The organism is Sphingobacterium sp. N143, assembly GCF_030325625.1.
Classification (GTDB): Bacteria; Bacteroidota; Bacteroidia; order Sphingobacteriales; family Sphingobacteriaceae; genus Sphingobacterium.
In genome coordinates this window covers 112436-135823 of the sequence record NZ_JACAIS010000011.1, presented here as the reverse complement: position 1 = coordinate 135823, position 23388 = coordinate 112436, and the positions used below count along the sequence as shown (strand labels likewise).

Here is a 23388-nt window from a genome sequence, read left to right as displayed (position 1 = left end):
GTCTATTGGGTTAGGTCTGTTTAGGTGAAAAGGTGGATAAAAACTTCATCGCCCGGGGCGCAGCCGCTGGAATCTTCGTTCAGGATCAACAGGCAGTTGGCCTGTGCGTAGGACTGTAGTCGGTACGATTCCTGTGCGTGGAGGGGCGTGACAGCATGCCCATCATAGCTGGCTTTGAGGAAGTGCGTTAGTCCCGGTTTCTTGCTATAGGGGAAGGCGGCCACCGTCTTGATCAACCTGTTGCGTGGGGGAAGCTGCATGATCCGCTCCAGCGCCGGGACCACATATAGGTAAAAGCAGGTCAGGGCAGAAGATGGATTGCCGGGTAGGCCAAATACGAGCTTTTCGTCTTTGGTGCCGAAAAACAGCGGTTTTCCGGGTTTCTGCCGAATGCGGTGAAAGCGCTGGGTCACGCCGCAGCTTTTGGCGACATCCACGACATAATCGTAATCGCCCACACTGACACCACCCACCAGCAGTACAACATCGGTCTGGGCGAGCGCAGCTTCCATGGCCTGCTGCAACTGTGGCTTATCGTCGAGCACATGTTTGACATTGATCTCCCGGATACCCAACTGGCTGAGGGCAGCACGGAGCTGGTAGGAGTTGGACTCATAGACCTCACCAAAGCCGAGGGGGCTGCCCAGGGGGCGCAGTTCATCTCCAGTAAGGATGACCGTAACGCGGGGTGGGGCAAATACATGGACATGTGTACAGCCTACACCGGCAAGGTATCCGATAGCGGCCGGGCTCAGGTAGGTGCCTGGCATCATGGCCATGCTCCCGGCATCTGCTTCTGAACCCTTGGACCGTACATGGTCGCCCGTCCGAAGTTCGCTGTCTTTTATCTTGATGCTGCCATTTTCGGTCAGCTGCACTTTCTCCTGCATCACCACAGTATCGGCACCCAGGGGCAGTGGGGCTCCGGTATAGATGCGCATGGCCGTGCCGATGTCGAGCTGCTTCTGCTGCGTACTTCCGGCCGGGATCTTGTCGGTGACGGGAAGCTCAAGGTCGCGGTCATTGTAGCGGATGGCATAGCCGTCCATGGAGGACTGTGCAAAATTGGGGATCGCCTGTGCTGCAACGACAGCCTCGGACAGTGTGTAGCCCAGGGCCTCGGAAATGGGCAACTGGAGCATATTCGAGGCCGGTGAAAAATAGCTGATGATGCGTTGTGCCTGCTCCACGCTCACCAGCTGATGGGGCAGTCTGAAATATTCTGCTTCGCTGTCGATATCGTATGCCGCGGCCTCGAAAGGAAAGGCCGTACAGTCACTGGGGTATTGGGCGATGATGTTCTTGGCACCTTGGCTGCCTTGCAGTGCGCTAAGTGCGTTGAAATATTTTTTGTCGAATAGAACAGGAGCCCCCAGTGTATGGTCAAAACTGCAGGCAACGATGCCTTTTCCGGAGCTGTCGGCAAGCTGCTGCAGCTGCTGGAAAACCCCGCGGTCCACAAAGGGCTGGTCGCAGAGACAGATGATACAGCGCTCCAGGTCAGGATGCTTGGACAAGAGATCCTGCAGTCCAGTGCGGATGGACGAAGACATCCCGGTTTGCCAGTTGGGATTGATGCTCAACCCGATGTCCAGGTCCTGTACTGTAGCACCAATGGTCTCGTTATGACTGCCCAGAATCAGTTGCACAGGTCCGCCCGAAAAGGCGACTGCTTCGGTACTGATACGTCTAAGTAAGGTTTGGCCTTCAAATTCAAGGAGCTGCTTGGGCTGGCCGAGTCGCGAGGAACTGCCTGCGGCCAAAATGATTATACCTGTTTTTTTTGTCATCCGCCTATCGTTATCATACTTCGATTTTTTAGAAAATCGGTATCTATGTTTTCAAAATTTTCGTTCAGCTGTCCACCCAGGGCCTGGGCCTTGGACCGGATATTTTCATGGATCAGGGGCAGGACGTCGCCACCGGCCCGAAGGCTGGTCAGCAGGTCGGTCTCATGGGCCGAGAATAGGCAATTTTTTAATTTGCCATCTGCGGTGAGCCGTATGCGGTTGCATCCGGCGCAGAAAGGGGCGCTCATGGTACTGATCATGGCTATCCGTCCTTGATGCCCCACAATGCTGAAGGCCTTGGCAGTATCGTTGGGACCGGGCGACTGTGGCTGTACCGCATACTGTGTACGCACGCTGGCCAAAATATCGGCATAGGTAAGCACTTGGTTGCTGGTCCACCGGTTGCCACTAAAGGGCATGAATTCAATAAAACGGACCTCCAGGGGATTGTCTTTGGTGAGTGCCACAAAATCAAGGATCTCGTCGTCATTCACACCCTTCATGACGACCATATTGATTTTGGTAGGAATTGCATGCTGCAGGAGCAGATCAATATTGGCACGAACACGTGCATAGTAATTTCTTCGGGTAATCTGCAAGAAGCGCTCAGGGCGCAAGGTGTCCAGGCTGATATTGATGCTTTTAAATCCGGCGGCAACGATCTGTGGCAACATGTCGTCGATGCGGATACCATTGGTGGTCATATGCAGTTCGACGGGAAGCTGCGCAAGCTTTTCGATGATGGCGGGAGCGTCTTTGCGCACCAGCGGCTCACCACCTGTCAGGCGGATCTTGGTCACCCCCTGTTCGACGAACAGCTGTGCAAGTTGCCCGATTTCATCGGCCTGCATCAGTTGCTGCTGCGGTGTGAACGCATAGTCCTCCTCGGGCATACAATAGAAGCAGCGTAAGTTGCAGTTATCGGTAAGGGATATCCGTAGGTAGTTGTGTATGCGTCCAAATGTATCCTTGAGCATGGTGTTTAGATGATTAAAGGTGTCTGTGCATGTATTTTTGTGGTCAGGAACTTCAGCGGTCCACCGGCTCTTGCTCGTAGGACGGCATTGATCTCAGCAACGATGGAAATCGCAATTTCTTCGGAGGTCTCGGCGCCGATATCCAGGCCCACAGGTCCATGGATGATTTTCTGCTCCGCCTCGCTGAGGCTGATACCTGCCTGCTGCATATCCTCCAACAGACGGGTGAGCTTTGTCCTGGGCCCCAGGGAGCCGATATAAGGTGTGGGTGTACCGATCAGCTGTGTGAGCAGCGAGAGGTCATAGGCGTAATTGTGCGTCATGAGGACAAACACTGTCCATGGATCAATGCTGAGCTTTGTGGTCACTGCCGCCGCCGGACAGGTGATTACCTGATCGGCTTTTGGGAAACGTGTGGCAAGCGCATGGCTTGCCCGGCCGTCAACAACGCTGATCTCCCAGCCCAGTAGATGGGCGGCTTCAACCACGGGTCGGGCATCGTTGCCCGCTCCAGCAATGACGAGATGCGGGGCTGGCGCCAGGTACTCGATGAGGGCCTCTTCAGCAGCCTCCTGTGGTCCAAGAGGAACAAGCATCGACTGCCGCTTGGACCTGGCCTGCCTGATCGGTCCTTCCAGTGCCGATAGCATTGGATCTCCAGGATCCGATGCTGTGGATGATCCATCCGCTGCTACAGCGGTCAGCAGGATGCTGCCACGTTGTTCTTGTAGCCTCCGGGTCGAAAAACAAGTGACCAAAATAGCTTCACAGCGACTTTGAAGCAAGTGTTCCAGCAGGGCAATGGGCTGATCATTGCGCCGGAGATCTATATATTCAAAAAGGATATGGATGATGCCATTGCATCCGAGCTGTACGCCTATCGCCGATTCATCCACCGCATTGGTATCGTAAGTGACAAGGCGGTTTTTACGCTGATGTATCGCCAGCAGGGCTTTCTTGAGGGCATCTCCCTCGAGGCAGCCACCGCTGATAGCCCCTGTCATCTGGCCGTCGTCGGTCACGAGCATGCGCGCACCAGGGCGACGGTAGGAGGAGCCTTCGACCTTGACCACTGTCGCAAGTGCCATCCCTCTATTTTCGGTGGCAGCGACCCTTGCGGCTAAAATGATGTCTTTGATCTCTTTCATGCTGATCGTTGAAGCTGATGGATGAACGCGGATATAATGATTAAAAATGAATGGCTTTTATTACAATGCCGTTGATCAAATTTAATGATTTACCCGCTAAAAAACACGAAAACTGTAATAATGGTAAAAATTTCAGTAAAATGTATAAATAATTCTTTAATTTAAATTACAATTTTGTGGTTGTGAATAGACTGAAATTTAGATAGTAAGTAAATAACAGGGCGCAAAATTGATTTAACCGATGACTAAAATTGCTTGTCTGAGCAAAACTAAAAATAACAATTATGGCAAAATACTCAATTCTGGTAAATGGTAAAAAGCACGAGGTTGACGTGCTGGAGGATATGCCCCTATTATGGGTACTCCGGGATATCATTGGTCTGAGGGGGACCAAATTTGGATGTGGTCAGGCTTTATGCGGGGCATGTACCGTACATCTCAATGATACGGCGATACGCTCCTGTTCATTTCCCATCTCCGCTGTCGGTGAAGGTAAAATTACGACAATTGAGGGGCTTTCTGAGGCTGGGGACCACCCGGTGCAGGAAGCTTGGGAGAAGCATATCGTGCCGCAGTGCGGTTATTGCCAGACAGGGCAGATCATGAATGCCGTGGCGCTGCTGAAGAAAAATGCCAAACCTTCAGAACAGGAGATTGAAGCAGCAATGAAGGGTAACCTCTGCCGCTGTGGTACCTATAACAGAATTAAAGCCGCTATATTGGAAGCTGCCGGGACGCCGGTGACAACCGGTTAAGCGTTCACCTTTAAAAGCATGCAAATCATGAAGATATTAGCTCCTTTTCAGAAAAGAAAGACCGAAACCGTAAATTCCGAAATTTTCAGTGTCTCCAGGAGGGACTTTTTAAAAGTCGGTGGCCTACTGACCGGAGGTCTGGTGCTCGGTGTCAGCTTTTTCAGCTGCGACGACAAAAAGAAGAATGTCGTGACCGTGGCACCCAACATCTATCTGAGTATTGCTTCGGATGGGAAAGTGACCATTATTGCCCATCGGTCGGAAATGGGACAGGGCATCCGGACCTCCCTGCCACTGGTGGTGGCTGACGAGCTGGGTGCCGACTGGAAGAAGGTGGCCATCGTACAGGCTGAGGGCGACAAGAAATATGGCGACCAGAATACCGATGGCTCCTATTCGGTGCGCATGTTTTACAGGCCCATGCGGGAGGCTGGTGCCATCGCACGGCTGCTGCTCATCCGTGCTGCGGCCAAAGAATGGCAGCTTCCGGTGGAGGAGTGTGATACTGAAAATGGACAGGTCATCCATCGTGGATCCAACAAGAAGAAAGATTTTGGCGAGCTGGTGGAAACCGCACAGTCACTGCCCATCCCTAAAGTTGAAGAGATTAAACTCAAGGACCGCAAGCAGTTTAATATGATCGGAAAGGAAACAGCGATCATTGACCTGCACGATATCGTTACTGGAAAAGCCGTGTTTGGGATGGATGCCGTGGTGGAGGGGATGAAAATTGCCGTCGTCAAGCGCTGTCCCGTCGTGGGAGGCATGGTAAAATCCTTTGATGACAGCAAAGCCCGTGCTGTGCCCGGCGTGATCAAGGTACTGGCCATCAAAGGTGCAGGATTACCTGCAACACTGAGCAAGCCATTGAGCGGTGTTGCGGTGATTGCCGAAAATACCTGGGCAGCAATCAAAGGACGGGATCTCCTGGAAGTGGAGTGGGACCTGGGACCGAATGCGGCATACGATTCGGCCAAGCAGATCGAGCAACTCAAGCTGGAGGTGGCCAAGGAAGGGACCATACGGCGTAAACGGGGAGATTTCAATGCTGCCAAGACGAATGCCAAAAAAGTGATTGACCATACTTATGTGGCTCCTTATTTGGCCCATGCGACCATTGAACCTCCCTGCGCACTGGCGATTGTAAAGAATGGCAGCTGTGAAGTGTGGGCATGCACCCAGAACCCACAAGGGGCAAGGGATGTTGTGGCTGAAGCATTAGGCTTTGCAGTGGAGAAGGTAAAAATGAACGTCACCCTGCTGGGGGGTGGATTTGGACGTAAGTCGAAACCGGATTTTATCGTGGAGGCGGCTGTACTTGCCAAAGAAACAGGCCTGCCGGTCAAAGTCCTGTGGACGCGGGAAGATGATATCCGTCATGACTATTATCATGCCATGAGCGTGCAGCGTATTGTGGCGACCATTGATAGCCAGAATAAGCTTAGTGGATGGGCACATCATATTGCCTACCCTTCCATATCGGCAACTGAAGACCTTTCGGTACTGCAGGCCAGTGATGGGGAACTGATGCAGGGGGCTACGGACTTCCCGTACAATGTGCCGGCCATCAATGTAGAGACACATGATGCCCAAGCACATCTACGGATCGGTTGGCTGCGATCTGTGCGCAATATTCCACAGGTTTTTGCCGTGGCTACGATGCTGGACGAAATTGCCGAAGCAAGAGGGGTGGATGCTATTGCCCAGGCGCTGGAGCTGCTGGGAGAAGACCGCAGTATTACCTTCGAGCAGGAGCTGGTGAAGACAACATACCCCAATTATGGGGAAAAAATCGAAGACTATCCCTGGGACACTGGGCGCATGAAAAAAGTAATTGAACGTGTGGCCAAGGAGTCGGGCTGGGGCAAGACGATGCCACAGGGCTCCGGGTTGGGCTTTGCGGCCCATAAGAGCTTCTTGACCTATGTCGCCTGTGTGGTGGAGGTCAAGGTGGATCAGAACCAGCAGGTCAGTATTCCGAATGTATACTATGCGGTAGACTGTGGGCTGGCTGTAAATACAGACCGGATCAAATCACAGTTTGAGGGCGGGGCACAGTTTTCGGCCAGTCTGGCGCTGAAAAGTATGATCACGGTGAAGAATGGCCAGGTAGAACAGGGTAACTTTGATGGCTATCAGATTATCCGGATGCCGGAAGCACCACAGCAGATCCATGTGCATATCATGGACAGCGATACCAAACCTACAGGGGTAGGTGAACCTCCGGTGCCACCGTTTACACCGGCGCTATGTAACGCCATATATGCGGCTACAGGCAAACGGATTCATACGCTGCCGATTGATCTAAAGGCCTAAGGATTCTATGGATTGATCCAGTGCCCACATTGACCAGGTTAGCCTGGTCAATGTGGGCCAACGATAGACGACTCTCCTGGGCAGCAGTGGCTGGGAGAGCCATGATACCTCTAAACCAAGCATAAACAATACTAATGGATACCATTCGAATCAATAAAAAAGAGTATACTGTCGCTGTTGACAAAGAAATGCCTTTACTCTGGTTTTTACGGGACCACATCGGACTGACAGGGACCAAATATGGCTGTGGGGTAGCGCAATGTGGTGCCTGCGTGGTGCACTTGGATGGCGAGGCTGTGCGCTCTTGTGTGACAAAGATGAAGCGGGTGATCGGCAAGGAGGTGGTCACCATCGAGGGCCTGTCCGAGAAAGGGGATCACCCTTTGCAGCTGGCCTGGAAAGATGTTGACGTCCCCCAATGTGGGTATTGCCATGCCGGACAGATCATGTCCGCAGCGGTGCTCCTGCGGGAGCGACCCGATCCTACGGATGAGGATATTGACGATGCTATGACAGGAAATATCTGCCGTTGTGGTACTTATACGCGTATACGTGAAGCGATTCATCAGGCTTCAGCGATGCAAAAAAATGGGAGCCGTTAACAGAAAATCAGACGCAATGAAAAGATTCAGTACAAAGAACAGAGGCCGCTTGGGGCATTACGCCCAGCGGTACAGATTTTCCATCACGATGACCATACTGGCCATTTTGCTGATCGGTATTGTTTCCGCATTTTCCAATGACAGCACCCACAGGGTGGGGACAGCAGCAGCCATCGAAGTGAAAAAGGATAGCCTAAAATCGCTGGCGGCTTTCAAAACGGTATACGCGGTACTGCAGAGCCCCCGCTGCCTGAACTGCCACCCCAGTGGCGATATTCCTTTGCAGGGCGACGACAACAGGCTGCATGCCATGTTCCCGAAGCGTGGTCCCGAAGGGAAAGGCATGTTGACGATGAAGTGTGCCAACTGCCATCAGAGTGAAAATACTGCCGGCCTGAAGACACCGCCAGGAAGTGCGGACTGGCACCTGCCACCCGCCAATATGAAAATGGTGTTTGAGGGCCGTACTGCGCATGAGCTTGCCAAACAGCTGATCGACCCAAAGCAGAATGGAAATAAAGATCTCAAGGCACTCATTGCCCATGCGGATGACGGGTTGGTCAAATGGGGCTGGGATCCCGGTGAGGGGCGTACACTGCCACCGTTCACTCATGCCGAATTCAAGGAAGCCTGGATCACCTGGCTGACGACAGGGGCTTATGCACCAGGGAAATAGTCCGGTGCGGATATTAAAAAGATGACCGATGAATGCAGATAAAATAACACTAGACAGAAGATCTTTTCTCAAGGCCGCTTTATTGGCCGGGGGTGGGATGATGTTGCAATTTAACTGGCCAGAAGTAATGGCCATGGATCTGGAAAACAATGCCGCCGAGGATGCTGTGGCACTGAACAGCTATATCAAGATCCATCTGGACGGAAGGGTGACGCTGTTCAATCCCAATCCTGAGTTTGGACAGAATGTAAAGACCTCGCTGCCCATGATCCTGGCGGAAGAGCTGGATGTGGATTGGGAGCAGGTAGAGGTGGAGCAGGCCGATTTTTTTCCGGAGCGTTTTGAACGGCAGTTTACTGGTGGAAGCCAAGCCATACGGCGGGCCTGGCCGATACTGCGCAAGGCGGGAGCGACAGCACGTCAGATGCTGATACTGGCCGCAGCACAACAGTGGGCGGTTCCGGTAGCGGAAATCAGCACTTCGGAAGGAGTCCTGCATCATCAAAAGAGCAACAGAAAGCTCCGCTATGGGGAGGTTGCTTCGGCGGCGGCTTCGATTGCTGTGCCACAAGAGGTAAAGCTCAAAGATGTCGCAGACTTTAAGATCATTGGATCATCTAAACGTAATGTAGAGATGGATAATATAATCACTGGTAAGCCTTTGTTTACAAGTGATTATAAAAAAGAAGGGATGCTGATCGCAATGATCATCCATCCGCAGGCATTTGGGCAGGAGATTACCGCGATAACGGATACTGCAGTCAGGCAGATGCCCGGGATCAAGGATGTGTTTGTGATCGAAACATTGCCAAAAGATTATAAAAAAAATAGTTTCGATGTCATGAGTTTTGAAAAACTCGCCGTCATTGTTGGAAACTCTACCTGGGAGGTGATGCAGGCCAAGAAGAAACTTGTCCTGGAGCTGCATGCCAATAAGGGTGGTCCCCGAGCTGGGCTATTGGAGAGCACGGCAGGTCACCATGCGGAGATGGAACAGCAGGCGAAGTTGCCGGGACAGGTCAAGCGTCGGGATGGGGATCCGGAAACAGCATTTAAAAATGCGAGCCGCATCATTGAGCGTACTTATACGGCACCGTTTCTGGTGCATAATACCATGGAACCCGTTTCCTGCTTTGCCGATGTCACTGCGGATGCTGCTGAACTGTATGCCCCCATCCAGGCTCCGGAATTTATCACCCGGACCTTATCCGCACGGCTGGGGCTGCCTAAGGAAAAGATCAAGATCAACCTGGCACGAATGGGTGGGGGCTTCGGTCTGCGTGCCTATGGGCACCACCTTGTGGAGGCGGCGGTCATTTCGCAAAAAATCAAAGCGCCTGTCAAGCTGATCTACACCCGGGAGGACGAGGCGACCTATGGTATCTACCGGCCCACTTATAGTGCAACCTTTCGGGCAGCACTGGATGAAAATAACCAATTGACGGGATTTCATGCCAAGGTGGGCGGAATACCCGAATCTCCACTCCATGAAAATCGCTTTCCGGCAGGGGCGATAGACAATTATCTGGCTGAAAGCTGGTCGGTAGGTTCGGCCATTACCATCGGGGCCTTCCGTGCGCCGGGATCTAATTTTATCGCTGGTGCAGAACAGTCCTTTTTGGATGAACTGGCCCTGGAGATGAAAAAAGATCCCATTGACTTTAGGTTGGAACTACTGAAACGGGCCAAAGAGCGGCCTGTAGGTGATAAAAATGATTACGATGCGGACCGCTATGCCGGAGTTATCCGTTTGCTGCGCGATAAGGCACAGCTGGCAAAGAAGCCTGTAGGTACAGGGCGTGGTGTCGCGGCGTATTATTGTCACAATACATATGCAGCAGCACTGGTGGATATCGGTGTCAAGAATAATGAACCCTATGTGCGGCAGGCGATTGCAGCGATGGACTGTGGCATCGTTGTCAATAAAGATGCTGCAGTCAATATGGCTGAAGGGGCCATGGTCGATGGTATAGGAAATGCACTCTATGGGGAGCAGTTTTTTATCGATGGTATCCCCCAGAAGAATAATTTCAATAGCTATCGGATGATCCGGATGAATGAAGCGCCCGAACACCTGGAAGTATATTTTGTGGACAACGAGGAAAATCCTACCGGTATGGGGGAGCCATTGTTTCCGCCCATGTTTGGCGCAGTGGCCAATGCATTATACAGGCAAACTGGAAAACGCTATTACCATCAACCGTATCTGAAGCAATATTTGGCTGAAAATAAACCTGCGACGGGTAAGAGGGCCTAGGATTTAATACCGATCTGCAGGCCTATTGGGATCCAGCCAGTGGATTATGTTGCGCAGAAACTGAGCATTTTGGCCTGCTGAGGGATGATTCATCCCTCTTTTTTTGCTTTTGATCCCCTGGAGCTGTGCCGAGAAGGGGGCGCCATCACCAAAGATGACGATGCGGCCACGGCCGAATCGGAGGTAGGCGCCGTTAACGATACCGCGGCCCGATAGGCTGGGGACGGTTGCCGGCACCGGCCTTTTGATCTGGCTTACATCTGTCGGGAGAAAGATGCTGTAGCTGTCATCCAGTCTGGAAATCACCTGTGCTGCTGCGGGAACGATGAAACCGGTTCCGCCCCAGCAGTGGATACTGTCTATCCTGGCACCAGGCCAGTCGGTGATCTCATTGGGGAGCAGTGTCTTTTTCCGCCTGGAAAACAGTTCGGCCAAACCATCCTTCCGCAGGGCAAACCCATTGATCACGTTGATGTCAAATGCTGCGGCAAGTTCCTGTACCGCAGCACCGCAGGGCATATGGTCGGTGACAAGGAACAGGCTGCCGCCTTGGGATATCCAATGAGTTAGTGCCCTTATTTCAGCTTGTGAAAATGCGGATCGTGCAGGCAGGTTCCAGTCTTCCGGATCGTACATGGCATTGACTGTGATGTAAATGTCGATCTGTTTAAGTCTGTTTGAATCGATCGGACCATCACTGCTGCTGATCTGATAGCCATCATCGCGGAGCAATTTGCCAAAAGCAGCATAGGTGCCCCGTAGGGTGGATCCATTATGATGTGATTCATCAAACAGCAGGACGGAACCATTTCCGACCGGGTATGCCGGATCGGAAATGGCGTAATGAAACTGTTCGTCTGCAACCTGCTGGGCATATCCGTAGCCACAGGAAAGGGGCAACAGACAGCAGCTGTAAAGGAGGAGATGAATGATGTTGTACGGCATAGTTGTAGGGTTTAGTTGACCTTGGTCCACTGGTCATTTTCAAAACATACCAACTGGGCTACCTGTCCATTTTCCAGGGTAAATGTCAGCGGAAATGTGCCGTCTTCATTAAGGAAAAAGGTTTCCGAACGGGGATGAAACACGAAAGTCTTATTGTCCCAGATCTGGGTGAGTGTCAAACCTGCCTGAGTGGATTGGATGTTGATCTTAAAGTTGTCCCTGTCTTTCATTAGATAGGTTCCCTCAAGCCGCTGTAGCTGTGCCTTGGATAATGGAACAATGGTGTTGGGGTTGAAAGCAACACGGTTGGTGGTAATACGTCCCAGCAGCTTGGCCTGATTGAAATGGCCTGAGTTATCTTTCAGGAATTCGATGGGATAGCCTTCTTTTTGGGATTTGAAGTTTGTGGCATTGATGCGCACGAGCTCAAATACTTTTCCGTTCCACAATTGTGTGGCAACCAGGCTGGTATCTTTCTGCTCGAATGCAACAAAAGCAACTTTGTTTGGCATCTGATAGTAGCCCTGCAGCTGCTCCAAAGATGGACTGGATGTAGTTGCGGATGCGCTGTTCTGTTGAGCATACCCCGTACTGCCGTAGAACAGAGCGGCACCTAAAAAGAGGGGCTGTGCGAAGGTCCGGAGCTTGCGGGCCAGTGCCGATTGGGCTAATTGCATTGTCTTGATCATAATTTATTTTTTTGTTACGATACAAGTATAGCGCGTTTTCGGACAACGACGGTCCGGCTGGATACAGCCGGACATCATTGAGCAGAGGAAGCACGGGAATATCGGTCGATATAGGCTTTTGGTGTAATGCCGGTTGATTTTTTAAAGGTGGTATAGAAGGTGGTTTTGGAGTTGAAGCCAGCCCTAGTGGCTATGCCCAGCAGATCGAGATGCCTTGTGTCATCGGACAGTAACAGTACCTTGGCTTCTTCTGTACGCAATTCATTGATAAATTGGTAAAAGCTTTTGTGGAGACCGTTGTTGAGGATATAGGAAAGATCGTGGGAATTGATCCCCAGCTTGGTAGACAATATGGAAAGTGTCAGGCTGGGGTCGAGGTAGAATTTTTTGTCGTTCATTTCTCGCAGGATCACTTGTTTGAGTTCTTCCACTTGCGAGGGGGTAAGCCGCTCATGGGCTATTTTTTGTTGTGGACTTTCTGCAGCATCAATGAGCTGCGGGCTTTCAGTATTATAGATGGATTGCTGAGTCAGCGTAAAATAGGCCAAGAGGATAATCCCCAAAAAATAGCCTGCAGGAATATAGTAGGTTACATGTGGACTGAAGAGATCCAGCAGGCGGATGGCGATCAGGAGCAGGATGGCAATCAGGAGGTATTGTAACCATTGCAGGTTGATTTTTTCGGTAAAGGAGGCAACTTGCTGGATGTTTTTGCGGTGCCGCCGTAACAGCAGGTAGCAGGCTATCCAATAAAGCAGGGTCTGTGCAAAGAAAAAGTACCTGATGGAAAACTGGATCCATGGCGGCAGCTGTGGGGGCTGCTGATGTGGTACATTAAAAAAAATGGGCATCAGGTAGACCAAGGAGAACAGTAGGAAAGCAAAGAAAGGAAAAAAATGCATTGGCCAATCTTTGTTCTTTGCCTGGGGATCCACCAGATAGCGTACCGCCATGTAAAAGCAGGGAAATATTGCCCAGCTGGGTAGTTCTAGCACATGAAGTAAAATGCTGTGCTGGATACCCAAGCCCTCCAGGAAAAGCCGGGTGAATAGGGAGGCCATCAGGTAGAAGAATAGGCTGAGCCAGCGGTCGGCTTTGGTATTTGTCTGGTTGACGCCCAGCAATACCAGCGTGCCCAACAGCCATAAGGCCCCCGCTGAAAAGGCATGGAAAGTAGTAAAGATAGGTATGTTGCTCATCAGATGGTTTACTGCTACAGTGAATGTTGTACTGTCTCGGTTAATTTAAGTAATTTTTTTGAACTTCTTGCTTACATGATCCATATGGGGACGCCGATCCAGCCATGAATGGAAAATAATGCCACGAGGTAAGCCAAAAATAGGTAATTGAGTGCCAGTGGAATGCTGATCCATCGGCTGGGCAAGGCATACCAACGCCGGTATAAGAGGTAGGCTCCAGATGCCACGGTCAGGCCAAAGAGCAGCATACCCGCAAAAATACTAAAGCTTGTCGCATTGAAAGTGTTGAAAAGCTCTTTGGAGGCGGCATCGGTACTACCCAACAGACGAAAGGCATACCAAAAACTGAGCACCCCAACGATAGGGAGGAATGGAAGGCTGAGGTCAATCATTTTTATTTTCCGATATAAAACCAGTGGTATTCCAATGAGGGTATATAGAAAGGACAGGCACACGGCGATGAGACCCAGGTAAATAAAGAGTTTTTGGAGAAATACCGGGGTGTAGGCGGTACGATAGTAGAAGCTGCTTCCGGGGCCCTGTAGAAAGGGCTGTCCATCTTGGTCACGGGCAAGGATATAGGAGGGAAGAATATCATTTTTCTGACGGAAAATACCTTTGCCCATTGGAATCAGTGAGTCGATCTGCCCATCGCCTTTTTTGATCAGGAGTTTGCCCTGTTGGATGGATAGCAGGTGGATGCCACCAAATATCCGTCGGTGGAATTCCCAACGCTCATTTTTGGGATTCATGAATTGATAGTAGCCGAGCATGGGTTCAATTGTAGCCGGGTCAATGGTCACTGTTGGCAATATGGGGGGCTGGATGTCCTGAGTGAGGACATGTTCGATGGCCTCAGACACAGGCCATAGATTGGCGTTGCAGTTGGCTGCAATTGCATAGGCTAGACCTGCTTGCCGATTAAAGAATATCCAGGAAACAAAACCTTCACCCTTACCATTATGTCCCCGCAGGCTTATTTTTTTATTGTTCGGGAATAAATCGTTGCCTAGCGCATAGCCAGTCTGTAGTCCCCTGTGGCTGGCTAATGTGCTATGGATGGTTTCCATTTCGAGCAGTTGGGCCGGACCGGGCAGATCGGGGCTGGGATGGCCATTTAAAAGATAATGCAGGGCCTTGGCCATATCAGAGGCATTGGAGACCAAAGCACTGCCGGCACCATTTCCGCTGGGGATATAGAATGGGAGTGGTCGGTAGACACCATCTTTAAAATCATAACCTTTGGCAAAACCAGTCCTGTTTTGACCGTTTAGGTCGAACAGGCTGCTCTCCATCCCTAATGGTGTAAACAGGCTCTGCCGAATGTAGCTGTCCCAAGGCATACCTGCCGTTTTTTCGATGATATAGCCTAAGACATTATAGGTCGGATTGGAGTAAGACATCATCAGACCTGGCTTCCAACGGGCATGTAGCGCGCTACTTAAAGCTTTTACAGATGCCAGCCCTGTCAGGGGAGTTCCAGTGGTACTGACCATCTTATTCAATGGTACGTCTTCAAAGCCCGCCGTATGCTCTAAAAGATGAACGAGCCTAACGGGATCAGTTGCTTCCCACTGGTTGGTAAAGGGAATTTCGGGGGCTATATCCCGGATGCGGTCGTTGAGGTGCAACTTGCCCGCCATGATTAATTTTTGTACGCCCAAGGCCACAAAAAACTTGGTGACCGAAGCGAAGTGGAAAAGTGTCGTCGTATCGACCTTGATCTTCTGTTCACGATCTGCATAGCCCAGTCCACTGCTGAACAGGATGCTGTCTTGCTTGACCATGACGACCATAAGTCCGGGGATGTGATTTTCCTGTAGGATAGTGTCTAGCCGTTTGCGCAATTGGGGAATAGCTGGGTTGCTGTAAGATGAATGGGGGACAGGAACTTGTACCTGCGGGTTGGAATGCCCAGGTTGTTGGTCTGTTACAGCGTGGGCGAGGTTGCCGTACAGTGCCGCAAAAAAAAGGGCGATACAACATGTTTTTAGTCTGTTCATTTGCTTATCTGTTTTTATTGGTTGTTTTACCAAAGTACAGCATTGGCAGCTTTTGGAAGTTCTGCTCCATCCAAGCGAACTAACTGATCGGAGTGAAATGGAGGAGCTGTAGGTAAAATCCGGAAGATGGCAGGAGAATCAGTATGGATGGTATAGTTGCTATCTTCCGGATAAGGGTGGTTAAGTCTCCCTGTCCAGACCAAAAGCGTTCTGCAGATGCCTTAGCCCCAGTTTGGAGTAATAGGACAAGGCTGAAGGAGCGGAAAGCAACAGCAACATGCAGTCTTTCCCTGCTTCAGCTTTTGTATGCTCCAGAAGCTTGCGGCCTATGCCCTGATTTTGATAGTCGCTCGCGACGGCCAGGTCTGCCAGGTAACACCAATAACCATAGTCTGTCATTGACCTGGCAATGCCAATGAGGCGATTTTGGTGCCATGCGGTCACAATCAAATTGGAATGGATGAACATCTTTTTCATCCTGACTGTGTATCTGCTATGGGCCGCTTTAACTGGGCATCCTGATACAGCTGGCCGACGAGCTCAATATCCGGTAATATGTTTGTTCTATAGCTGATTCCTTCCATGATCATCGAATGAGTTGAGGTTCACGGCCCGTGGTAATGCCCACGCGGTTCCAGGCATTCATGGCAATGGCAGCCATCATGGTGGCTGTCGTATATTCCTGCCCCAGGATCTGTATGGCCCTGTCATAGACAGCATCAGAAACGCCATGTTTGTAGACCGTGGTAATCTCTTCCACCAGAGCCAATAACGCTCGTTCGGCATCAGAGAAAAATGGCGTGTCGTGCCATACTGCCAGAACAAAAATCCGGCGTGGATCTTCTCCAGCTTTGAGTGCCTCATCAATATGTTTGTCGATGCAGTAGGAACAGCCATTGAGCTGTGAGACACGGATTTTAATGAGATGGGCATGTTTGCGGTCCAGCGGACTTTTGGCCAGGTACCTTTCAAAACCAAGGAGTACATCAAATGCGGCGGGGTCGGCGTCTTTTAAAAATTGTCTTTTTTTCATTGTTTTGTTTTTCTTTCAAATTTATCAATAGTTTGGCCTATCTTTAGCTGCCAGATCTAAAAAGCTGTGTAGTCCAGATGCTTCCGTACCAAACACTGATAACAATCGACACTGAACAGAAAACCGCGATTTACGAACAGATTGCCATTCAACTGGTGAATCTGATTGTGTCGGGAAAAATCCCTGCGGGAAGTAAACTGCCAAGCTCACGTGTGCTTGCCGCGCTGTTGAATTTTCATCGGAAGACCATTGTCGCGGCCTATGAGGAGCTTCTGGTCCAGGGTTGGATCAGCTCAAAGAGCAAGAGCGGTTATTATGTAAATACCGACCTGGGCGCATTTTCTATTTCCAAGAAGCTGGTTGCCACATCCAATTATCCGGATAAATCCCCAGTTCAGCTAAAGGAGCAATTTCCGCCTCCGACCACCATATCCAATCGGCAGGCAACGCTTTTTATTGATGATGGGCTGCCCGATGCGAGGATAGCACCTTATAAGAGCCTTCTGAGAGAGCTTAAGACGGTGGCCGAGCGGGAATATCTCCTGAAAGGGACCAACTATGGAACGGTTTATCCATCCTCGCGGCTGAAAGATGCGCTGGTGCCGCATTTGGCCAATTCACGGTTTATCCATCATCGGCCTGCCAACCTGCTGATTACCAATGGTGCACAAATGGGAATTTATCTGATCGGAAAGGCGCTGATCAGCCCCGGGGATGTCTTCCTTGTCGGTTATCCGGGTTATAGCATCGCCAAGTTGTCGCTCGAATCTAATGGGGCCAGGACGATCGATGTACCCGTTGATGCGGAAGGGATCGACGTGGGCCGGATCGAAGAGCTCTGTAGGCAAGAAAAGGTAAAAGGGGTATATGTCATTCCACATCACCATTATCCGACGACAGCGATGCTCTCGCCCGAAAGGAGAAACAGGCTGCTGGATTTGTCCAACCGATATAATTTTGTGATCATTGAAGATGATTATGACTTTGATTTCCATTACAGTGCGGCACCTTACCTACCGATGGCAAGCTATAACCATGGGGGAAGGGTGATTTATGTGGGCAGTCTATCCAAGTGTTTTTCACCATCGGTACGGCTCGGTTTTGTGGTGGGACCAGAAGAGCTTATCCATGCCCTGGGTCACATCAGAAAGTCTATCGATATACGGGGTGATATGCTGATGGAACATGCACTGGCAGCCTTGTTTGAAAATGGTGACATGGATCGCCATCTGAGGAAATCCAATAAACTTTATTGGGAACGACGGGACTATATGTGTCGGCAACTGGACACCCATCTGAGCGAAGTATTGTCTTATCAGGTTCCATCAGGAGGTATGGCCATATGGCTGACCTTCAGCAGGGCATATGCCGTCCGTCAGATTGCACATTCGTTAAGGAAACAAGGAATTTTATTTAACAATATTGTATTTGATGAAGCTGGGCTGAACAGTATCAGGCTGGGGTTTGCCGCACTCAATTTTCAGGAGATCGACAGTTGTATCAAGGGAATACAGACTGCCATCATACAGTATGGCAGCCTGTAAATTTTTCTGCTGTTCAATTAAAAACTAGTTGGCATAGGCGCCAAAGTCTGCCAGATGCGAGTAGAAAAAATCGCCCCATGAGTTGACAGATTCTATTTTAAGGTAACGGGTACCTATGTTGTTATTAAGATCGACATTGATCCAGGATCCGGCAACCTTACTGAGCTGGGCAGACTGTAAGCGTGTCCAACTCGTGCCATCTGTACTGGTATAGATATTGATATCTTTCATCGCCCCATTTAGATTATCACGGTTGCGGAAAGCTAGGCCTTTTATTGTACGTACGGCCCCCATATCGACCGCAAAGAAATGAGGCTGTGGGGTCTGCGCCGATGACCATGGTGTATGCCAGACCGTGCTTCTGTTCATGTCAAGGACATTGCTCGCGGGTGAGTTGGGCTCGTTGCTGTCGCTTGCGATAGTGGACCAGCCGGTGGTTGGTAACAATTTATGGGTAACTACTTTGGACAAGTCGGGTACATTATTGACAAAATTATAGGCATAACCCAAGGTGGAACGGCTGCCATTGACATGCATAAATCCAATACGCATCTCATAATTGCCGCTGAGGTCATAAAAATCTGTCAGAGGACATTCGAACCGAAAGCTGTCCTGACCGATAATTTTTGTGGCCCACTGTACGGCATCATAATCATTGTTGCCGCCAAAAGGTTCTCTGTCGTGCCAGGCAACGATATCATTTACCGGTATGGTCGTGGTAAATCTTCCCGAGACAATGATGCTGTTATTGGTAAAGGTGGAGGATAATGAGCTGATTTCGGCTGTAGCCTTTGTATACCAATCGTTTCTTGTCACTGCACTGAATACCTGACTGTTGTTGAATGTGGCTGCTGTTGTTGCTGTCAGTGAGGTTGTTGAGATTCCATAGGTCGAATTGCCCGAGCCCATTAGGGCTGTGCCCAAGGTAGGTGCCAAGGTTTTATTCATCTTATTGTGGCTCGCATTGAGACCATGCCCCAGCTCGTGGATCATACCACCAATCCATACGGTGGCTTTCCAGCCAATATCTCCACCAATTCCTAGATTTTTTGCATCTAAATTGACATAATCCAGGGCATAGCAACTTGTGCCCGTACCATAGAATGGAGGACCTCCTGGATTGGCAGGGTCGGTATTGTAGGTCGGAATAATAATCAGGTTATGCTCACTCTTCTTTGCTGTAGGGTTTTGCCCAAAATAGGTGTCTACTTCCGCTTTAACAGCAGCACTTCCTCCGGAATAAGGATAGCTTGATTTTCCGAACTTGCCCGTAATATAGTGGATGTTGATCAAGGAGTCATTCGCTAGATCCAGGCCAAAGGATTTACGTCCAAAACCTTCCCGGTCCATATTGTCAGCAAACATTTCCTGGGCGTCAAGAAGAATTTTACTGATCCGTTTCCGAAAATTAGGTATGGAGTCAACATCCGTAGGAACAAAATAGATCACATTCAGTTTATACGGATTGCTGCGCCATTCATTGGTCAGATCACTAGCAGCAGCTTTTAATTTGACGGTTGGACTATTTTCGTCAAGCGAAACAACCGTCTTTTTACAGGAGGAGCCCCCTATAACTAGAGTAGCAAAAAGCAAGTTTAAAAGTTTTCTCATAATGGTTTATATTGTGTATAGTGAATATATAGTATTATTTTTTTTATTGTGTTAATTGTTTTAATCTTTTACCATAATTAGTTTAGTCAATCGATTGATCTGGTACCTTTTGAAAAAGTTTTGTAACATTTATTAATTGAACTGAGAATTGGTTAAATAAAAAATAGCCGAAAGATCGATAGATTGCAATGAAATAGGAAAGGGAATACTCACATAGCGCGAGAGTCGATCGGATGTATTGTATTGACATACAGTTGTCACTGAATTATTTTAACTTTGGTTTATTGTTAAATTATAAACGAAATTATATGGGAAGCCTACGGAGATTAACAACGGTCAGTTTTTATGCATCAGGTCTTGAAGTTGCAAAAATGAGGAACAGTAATTTTTTCACAATGGAGCTTTATTTTAGTGCTCCCGGTTATCTGGAAATTTGGGACGGGCAAAAATAACTCTGATGCAAACAGCTAAAGAAAGACAGGCTATCACTGTCAATATGTTAAGCGATTGGCGGCAATGGTTGGAGTCCAACCATCGATCGGCACAGTCGGTGTGGATTATCTGTCATACAAAAAAATCAAATCTGCCTTTTGTACACTGGAGTGAACTTGTGGATGAGGCGCTCTGTTTTGGCTGGATTGACAGTACGCGTAAAACGATTGATGACAGCTCCTTTAAACAGCTGTTCAGCAGGCGCAAGGCCCACAGTACCTGGTCGAAAATCAACAAAGAAAAAGTACAGCGGCTCATTGACAGCAAACGTATGACTCCGGCGGGGATTGAGACGATTGAGCTAGCGAAACAAAATGGCTATTGGTCAATACTGGACAGTGTGGAAGAACTGATCATTCCGCATGACCTAATGGAAGCTTTTGGACAGTATACGGGGGCAAAGGAGTATTTCTTGAACTTCAGTAAATCGGTCAGAAAGATGCTGCTACGATGGATTGTCCTCGCCAAACGGGTTGAAACTCGAAAAAAACGCATTGACGAGATCGCCAGACTGGCTGCCCAGCAAAAGAAACCTAAGCAGTTTGGATAAGCAAAAGGATCGGCTACGGGTTTGTATTTGCATTCTACAGACAATTGCTTGGCTAACTCCGACAGATCTGATTGACTGATTTATTATAGCAACACAATAATGTAGACTAAACAGGTCGAATGGAGTGGATCACTTTATATCCCAAGAAATTAATAAATTAGAATATGAAACAAAACGTAGGAAAATACGTAATCATTGACTATCATCTGGATTATAAAAATTGTAAGGGAGGCAGGTTTGTCATGGAATCGGAGACAGATATAGAGCTTATAAAAGTATCCGAATCTGTTGTGTGTCTACAATTTAAATGGTCGCGGCGAATTTTGAGGACAGATAATCATAATATTGTTACTTCTCTTGAATCACTCAGCCACATAGAGTTCGGTTTAACTATTAACGAGTTGTTAATCAGTGATATCTATAGCGTGTTGAAAAATCATGAAGAACGTAATCTGACATTTATCAAATCGAATAGTTTTGATATCTTTGACAATTTTCAGCATGTTTACTATTCGTCCTTCCTTGATGAAAATTCAATTCCTATAGAGGAAAGAAAACAAGACATGGCTACATGGTTGGAAACAAAAATTCAGGAATTGGACCTTAATAATTGACTATAGGGCATGAATAACTTCTTTCTCCATGTTGCTTTTGCCATAATACCTTAAGTGACATAATCTTTCTAGGGTTATAAAAAATAAAACTTTATTCGCCTGTTTTATTTACTTGCCGATACAAAATGTGTTATATATTGATTTATAGTTGATTAAATTTTCAAAAGTACAGATTGCATACAAACGATGTTACATGCAAATCTAGTAAAGCATAGATTTTAGAACATTTTGAATCATTTGATATCTTTGTGTGATTCTTTACCCTTGGTAGGGAACCTACAAAGGTCTTGAACGTTGAACCCGCTAATCAACGTTCCTTCTATCTGACGGTAATCAAAAATCGACCTATGCCTTTATCAGCTTATTTAGTACTTTCCAGTGCCTCTTCACTTGTGCCCTTATTTTCCCTTCTTTAAATACATTATCAGCTTTATAAACATAGGACAAAAAATTCCCCCAGTTATAGCGATCCGTAGGAATGAATTTCTCAGGATTATCCTTGTCACGAATATACAGTCTCTTCCGTTTTGCTCCCCAATGACTATAACGTTTATACAATCTATTCTTAAATAATTCTTGAGGTACACCATGGTACATTTTAGATGCATAGTATTTTCCTCTTCTCGTACCTCGTTTCATTTTTCGATAATAGTTCGAAAAACTGGCACTTTTTAAAAGTACGCTCTGGCCGTCAAACTCAAACCCTAAATAAGTCAGTTTCTTGTTATAGTTGATTCCGACAGGAAACTCCTGTCCTAGTATTATAATACCCTCTTTCTTTTGCAGGTGAAATGTTTGCGTCTTTTTTTGTTGGATTTCCAACTTTCGCTCAGAGATTGCATCGTATATACAAGTTCGGATATTGACATACCTCTCTTTAGAACAGACGACAATGATATCATCGCAATAGCGTCGATATAGACCATCTGCACCGATTATGTTCGAAATTCTTTCATCAAACGGTACCATATATATGTTCGACAATAAGGCACTTATAGGAGTACCTTGCGGGATGCCAAAATCTCGTGCGACCTTTTCCCCTTTTTCGTTTAATTTAAATTCACCATCGTCATTGACTTGATACCGCTTGCTTTTTATCAAGTCTTTACTGTTTTTTAAGAACTCATTGCTCGAGCAAAAGGAAACTGCATTTTGGTTTCGTAAGTATTTTATCGCAGACACACGTTTCGGTCTACGAACTATCGGTTTCCCGTCGTTATCTTTCCTTTCTGTAATTATTTGATCTTGGTATCGAGTAAACAAATCAATTAACTCCACATAATTAAAACGAGTTAGACTCTTGTATATATTAAAATGGTCACTATCCAACCTGTCAACCTTGAGAAGTTTGCACCACTCTTCAAGCAACAGCCTGTGATTTAGGTTATCAAAAAAGCTAGACACGTCAAATGTCATAACAACAAATTGATTTTGGTCGTACCTTGTAATATAGTCAAATACTTCTTTGGCGAAGTCAATGGTGCATTTGTTGCTTTTGGAATATTTCCTAGCAGGATCAATCGGTATTTGACGGTAAGCTAATACAGCATCTCGAAATGAAGCCGTCGAAAGGAACCTCTCATATTTATCATCTAATTTCTGTGTATAATAGCTGTAGATCGCCGCATCTAAGTGGCTGGCATAATATAACTCCCGTGGCTTGACGCTAGCAACACGTAATCCCCCATTGAGGACTGTACCTGTATTATCACAATACAGCTTACGAAACCTTCGGACCTTTGAAGTTCTATGGATGAAGGGTAAGAAAGAATGTGTAGATGTTTTAGTTTGAATATACTTTAAAACCCAAGTTCGGTCCGAAATAGTTAATGGAAAACCTATATGAGGATATTTCTTCAATTTAAACCAGTCTTTCTTCTTTTTATCTATCATACAGAAAAGCAATAAAAGTGGGCAGCCCCGGTGGAGCATTCTAACAGAGTTCCACATGCATTTATCGACTCTTCTAGGCAAGCCTAGCTTTGTCGCTCCTCTATCTGGGTAGCTCAATATTATACTTAAATTGCACCATGATAATCAATACCACTAAACAACATAAGCCTAGGATTCCTTCATGGATGTCGGTTCTAGTATTTGGATTAATCCTCCTAGCTAGTAACTTTATTCCAGGAATTCCTTTGATATTAGAAATTACCTAAACTGAAACGTTTTGGGTGCCCCCGCAAT

The 23388-nt window shown here is 48.1% G+C and carries 19 protein-coding genes; 8 read left to right on the top strand and 11 right to left on the bottom strand.

Annotated elements, in window-relative coordinates; all coding sequences use genetic code 11:
• Positions 1–20: 20 nt before the first annotated feature.
• The 3 genes from HX021_RS19505 to HX021_RS21755 are packed head-to-tail and all read right to left on the bottom strand — an operon-like array spanning position 21 to position 3855.
• Positions 21–1790, bottom strand: coding sequence for an NTP transferase domain-containing protein (locus HX021_RS19505; RefSeq protein ID WP_286592259.1), 1770 nt, complete (start codon positions 1788–1790; stop codon positions 21–23).
• Positions 1787–2767, bottom strand: coding sequence for a GTP 3',8-cyclase MoaA (moaA, locus tag HX021_RS19500; protein ID WP_286592258.1), 981 nt, complete (start codon positions 2765–2767; stop codon positions 1787–1789). The genes HX021_RS19505 and moaA overlap by 4 nt, the downstream gene beginning before the upstream one ends.
• Before the next feature lie 5 nt (positions 2768–2772).
• Complete coding sequence (locus tag HX021_RS21755) at positions 2773–3855, bottom strand: XdhC family protein (protein WP_353621073.1); 1083 nt, start codon at positions 3853–3855, stop codon at positions 2773–2775.
• Between the two features lie 344 nt (positions 3856–4199).
• Here HX021_RS21755 and HX021_RS19480 point away from each other — a divergent pair, with 344 nt between their 5' ends.
• The 5 genes from HX021_RS19480 to HX021_RS19460 all read left to right on the top strand — a co-directional run bounded on the left by HX021_RS19480 (position 4200) and on the right by HX021_RS19460 (position 10521).
• The gene (locus HX021_RS19480; RefSeq protein ID WP_286592257.1) at positions 4200–4670 is read left to right on the top strand and encodes a (2Fe-2S)-binding protein; all 471 of its coding nucleotides are present in this window, start codon (positions 4200–4202) and stop codon (positions 4668–4670) included.
• A gap of 27 nt (positions 4671–4697) precedes the next feature.
• Positions 4698–6986: a xanthine dehydrogenase family protein molybdopterin-binding subunit gene (locus tag HX021_RS19475; RefSeq protein WP_286592256.1), complete on the top strand. Its 2289-nt coding sequence runs from the start codon at positions 4698–4700 to the stop codon at positions 6984–6986.
• A 134-nt stretch (positions 6987–7120) separates the two neighbouring features.
• Positions 7121–7588, top strand: a complete 468-nt coding sequence (locus HX021_RS19470) for a (2Fe-2S)-binding protein (RefSeq protein WP_286592255.1) — start codon at positions 7121–7123, stop codon at positions 7586–7588.
• A 16-nt stretch (positions 7589–7604) separates the two neighbouring features.
• Positions 7605–8264, top strand: a complete 660-nt coding sequence (locus tag HX021_RS19465) for a hypothetical protein (protein WP_286592254.1) — start codon at positions 7605–7607, stop codon at positions 8262–8264.
• 28 nt (positions 8265–8292) lie between these two features.
• Entirely contained in the window at positions 8293–10521 is a 2229-nt protein-coding gene (locus tag HX021_RS19460) for a xanthine dehydrogenase family protein molybdopterin-binding subunit (RefSeq protein ID WP_286592253.1), read from the top strand.
• A gap of 3 nt (positions 10522–10524) precedes the next feature.
• On the opposite strand, the gene HX021_RS19455 is transcribed toward HX021_RS19460, so the two are convergent.
• The 6 genes from HX021_RS19455 to HX021_RS19430 all read right to left on the bottom strand — a co-directional run bounded on the left by HX021_RS19455 (position 10525) and on the right by HX021_RS19430 (position 16390).
• A complete protein-coding gene (locus HX021_RS19455; RefSeq protein ID WP_286592252.1) occupies positions 10525–11466 on the bottom strand; it encodes a Sec-independent protein translocase family protein in 942 nt (313 codons plus the stop codon).
• A gap of 11 nt (positions 11467–11477) precedes the next feature.
• Positions 11478–12155 carry a hypothetical protein gene (locus HX021_RS19450; RefSeq protein WP_286592251.1) on the bottom strand — a complete coding sequence of 226 codons (678 nt, stop codon included), beginning with the start codon at positions 12153–12155 and terminating at the stop codon, positions 11478–11480.
• A 74-nt stretch (positions 12156–12229) separates the two neighbouring features.
• Entirely contained in the window at positions 12230–13354 is a 1125-nt protein-coding gene (locus HX021_RS19445; protein ID WP_286592250.1) for a helix-turn-helix domain-containing protein, read from the bottom strand.
• A 71-nt stretch (positions 13355–13425) separates the two neighbouring features.
• Entirely contained in the window at positions 13426–15357 is a 1932-nt protein-coding gene (locus HX021_RS19440) for a serine hydrolase domain-containing protein (RefSeq protein WP_286592249.1), read from the bottom strand.
• 180 nt (positions 15358–15537) lie between these two features.
• Entirely contained in the window at positions 15538–15834 is a 297-nt protein-coding gene (locus tag HX021_RS19435) for a GNAT family N-acetyltransferase (protein WP_286592248.1), read from the bottom strand.
• 109 nt (positions 15835–15943) lie between these two features.
• The gene (locus HX021_RS19430; RefSeq protein WP_286592247.1) at positions 15944–16390 is read right to left on the bottom strand and encodes a carboxymuconolactone decarboxylase family protein; all 447 of its coding nucleotides are present in this window, start codon (positions 16388–16390) and stop codon (positions 15944–15946) included.
• Positions 16391–16467: 77 nt separating this feature from the next.
• Between HX021_RS19430 and HX021_RS19425 the strand changes: the two genes are divergently transcribed.
• Entirely contained in the window at positions 16468–17934 is a 1467-nt protein-coding gene (locus HX021_RS19425) for an aminotransferase-like domain-containing protein (RefSeq protein WP_286592246.1), read from the top strand.
• Between the two features lie 24 nt (positions 17935–17958).
• Here HX021_RS19425 and HX021_RS19420 read toward each other — a convergent pair whose 3' ends face one another.
• Positions 17959–19545, bottom strand: a complete 1587-nt coding sequence (locus HX021_RS19420) for a discoidin domain-containing protein (protein WP_286592244.1) — start codon at positions 19543–19545, stop codon at positions 17959–17961.
• A 457-nt stretch (positions 19546–20002) separates the two neighbouring features.
• On the opposite strand from HX021_RS19420, the gene HX021_RS19415 reads away from it, so the two are divergent.
• Positions 20003–20587, top strand: a complete 585-nt coding sequence (locus HX021_RS19415) for a YdeI/OmpD-associated family protein (protein WP_286592243.1) — start codon at positions 20003–20005, stop codon at positions 20585–20587.
• 164 nt (positions 20588–20751) lie between these two features.
• Positions 20752–21201, top strand: coding sequence for a hypothetical protein (locus HX021_RS19410; protein WP_286592242.1), 450 nt, complete (start codon positions 20752–20754; stop codon positions 21199–21201).
• A gap of 345 nt (positions 21202–21546) precedes the next feature.
• Here HX021_RS19410 and HX021_RS19405 read toward each other — a convergent pair whose 3' ends face one another.
• Positions 21547–23094: a reverse transcriptase domain-containing protein gene (locus HX021_RS19405; protein ID WP_286592240.1), complete on the bottom strand. Its 1548-nt coding sequence runs from the start codon at positions 23092–23094 to the stop codon at positions 21547–21549.
• Between the last annotated feature and the right edge of the window lie 294 nt (positions 23095–23388).

Coding starts and splice junctions, on each gene's coding strand:
- HX021_RS19505 (WP_286592259.1), bottom strand. CDS start 1,790: ATGACAAAAAAAACAGGTATAATCATTTTGGCCGCAGGCAGTTCCTCG.
- moaA (WP_286592258.1), bottom strand. CDS start 2,767: ATGCTCAAGGATACATTTGGACGCATACACAACTACCTACGGATATCC.
- HX021_RS21755 (WP_353621073.1), bottom strand. CDS start 3,855: ATGGCACTTGCGACAGTGGTCAAGGTCGAAGGCTCCTCCTACCGTCGC.
- HX021_RS19480 (WP_286592257.1), top strand. CDS start 4,200: ATGGCAAAATACTCAATTCTGGTAAATGGTAAAAAGCACGAGGTTGAC.
- HX021_RS19475 (WP_286592256.1), top strand. CDS start 4,698: ATGAAGATATTAGCTCCTTTTCAGAAAAGAAAGACCGAAACCGTAAAT.
- HX021_RS19470 (WP_286592255.1), top strand. CDS start 7,121: ATGGATACCATTCGAATCAATAAAAAAGAGTATACTGTCGCTGTTGAC.
- HX021_RS19465 (WP_286592254.1), top strand. CDS start 7,605: ATGAAAAGATTCAGTACAAAGAACAGAGGCCGCTTGGGGCATTACGCC.
- HX021_RS19460 (WP_286592253.1), top strand. CDS start 8,293: ATGAATGCAGATAAAATAACACTAGACAGAAGATCTTTTCTCAAGGCC.
- HX021_RS19455 (WP_286592252.1), bottom strand. CDS start 11,466: ATGCCGTACAACATCATTCATCTCCTCCTTTACAGCTGCTGTCTGTTG.
- HX021_RS19450 (WP_286592251.1), bottom strand. CDS start 12,155: ATGATCAAGACAATGCAATTAGCCCAATCGGCACTGGCCCGCAAGCTC.
- HX021_RS19445 (WP_286592250.1), bottom strand. CDS start 13,354: ATGAGCAACATACCTATCTTTACTACTTTCCATGCCTTTTCAGCGGGG.
- HX021_RS19440 (WP_286592249.1), bottom strand. CDS start 15,357: ATGAACAGACTAAAAACATGTTGTATCGCCCTTTTTTTTGCGGCACTG.
- HX021_RS19435 (WP_286592248.1), bottom strand. CDS start 15,834: ATGAAAAAGATGTTCATCCATTCCAATTTGATTGTGACCGCATGGCAC.
- HX021_RS19430 (WP_286592247.1), bottom strand. CDS start 16,390: ATGAAAAAAAGACAATTTTTAAAAGACGCCGACCCCGCCGCATTTGAT.
- HX021_RS19425 (WP_286592246.1), top strand. CDS start 16,468: ATGCTTCCGTACCAAACACTGATAACAATCGACACTGAACAGAAAACC.
- HX021_RS19420 (WP_286592244.1), bottom strand. CDS start 19,545: ATGAGAAAACTTTTAAACTTGCTTTTTGCTACTCTAGTTATAGGGGGC.
- HX021_RS19415 (WP_286592243.1), top strand. CDS start 20,003: ATGCAAACAGCTAAAGAAAGACAGGCTATCACTGTCAATATGTTAAGC.
- HX021_RS19410 (WP_286592242.1), top strand. CDS start 20,752: ATGAAACAAAACGTAGGAAAATACGTAATCATTGACTATCATCTGGAT.
- HX021_RS19405 (WP_286592240.1), bottom strand. CDS start 23,094: ATGATAGATAAAAAGAAGAAAGACTGGTTTAAATTGAAGAAATATCCT.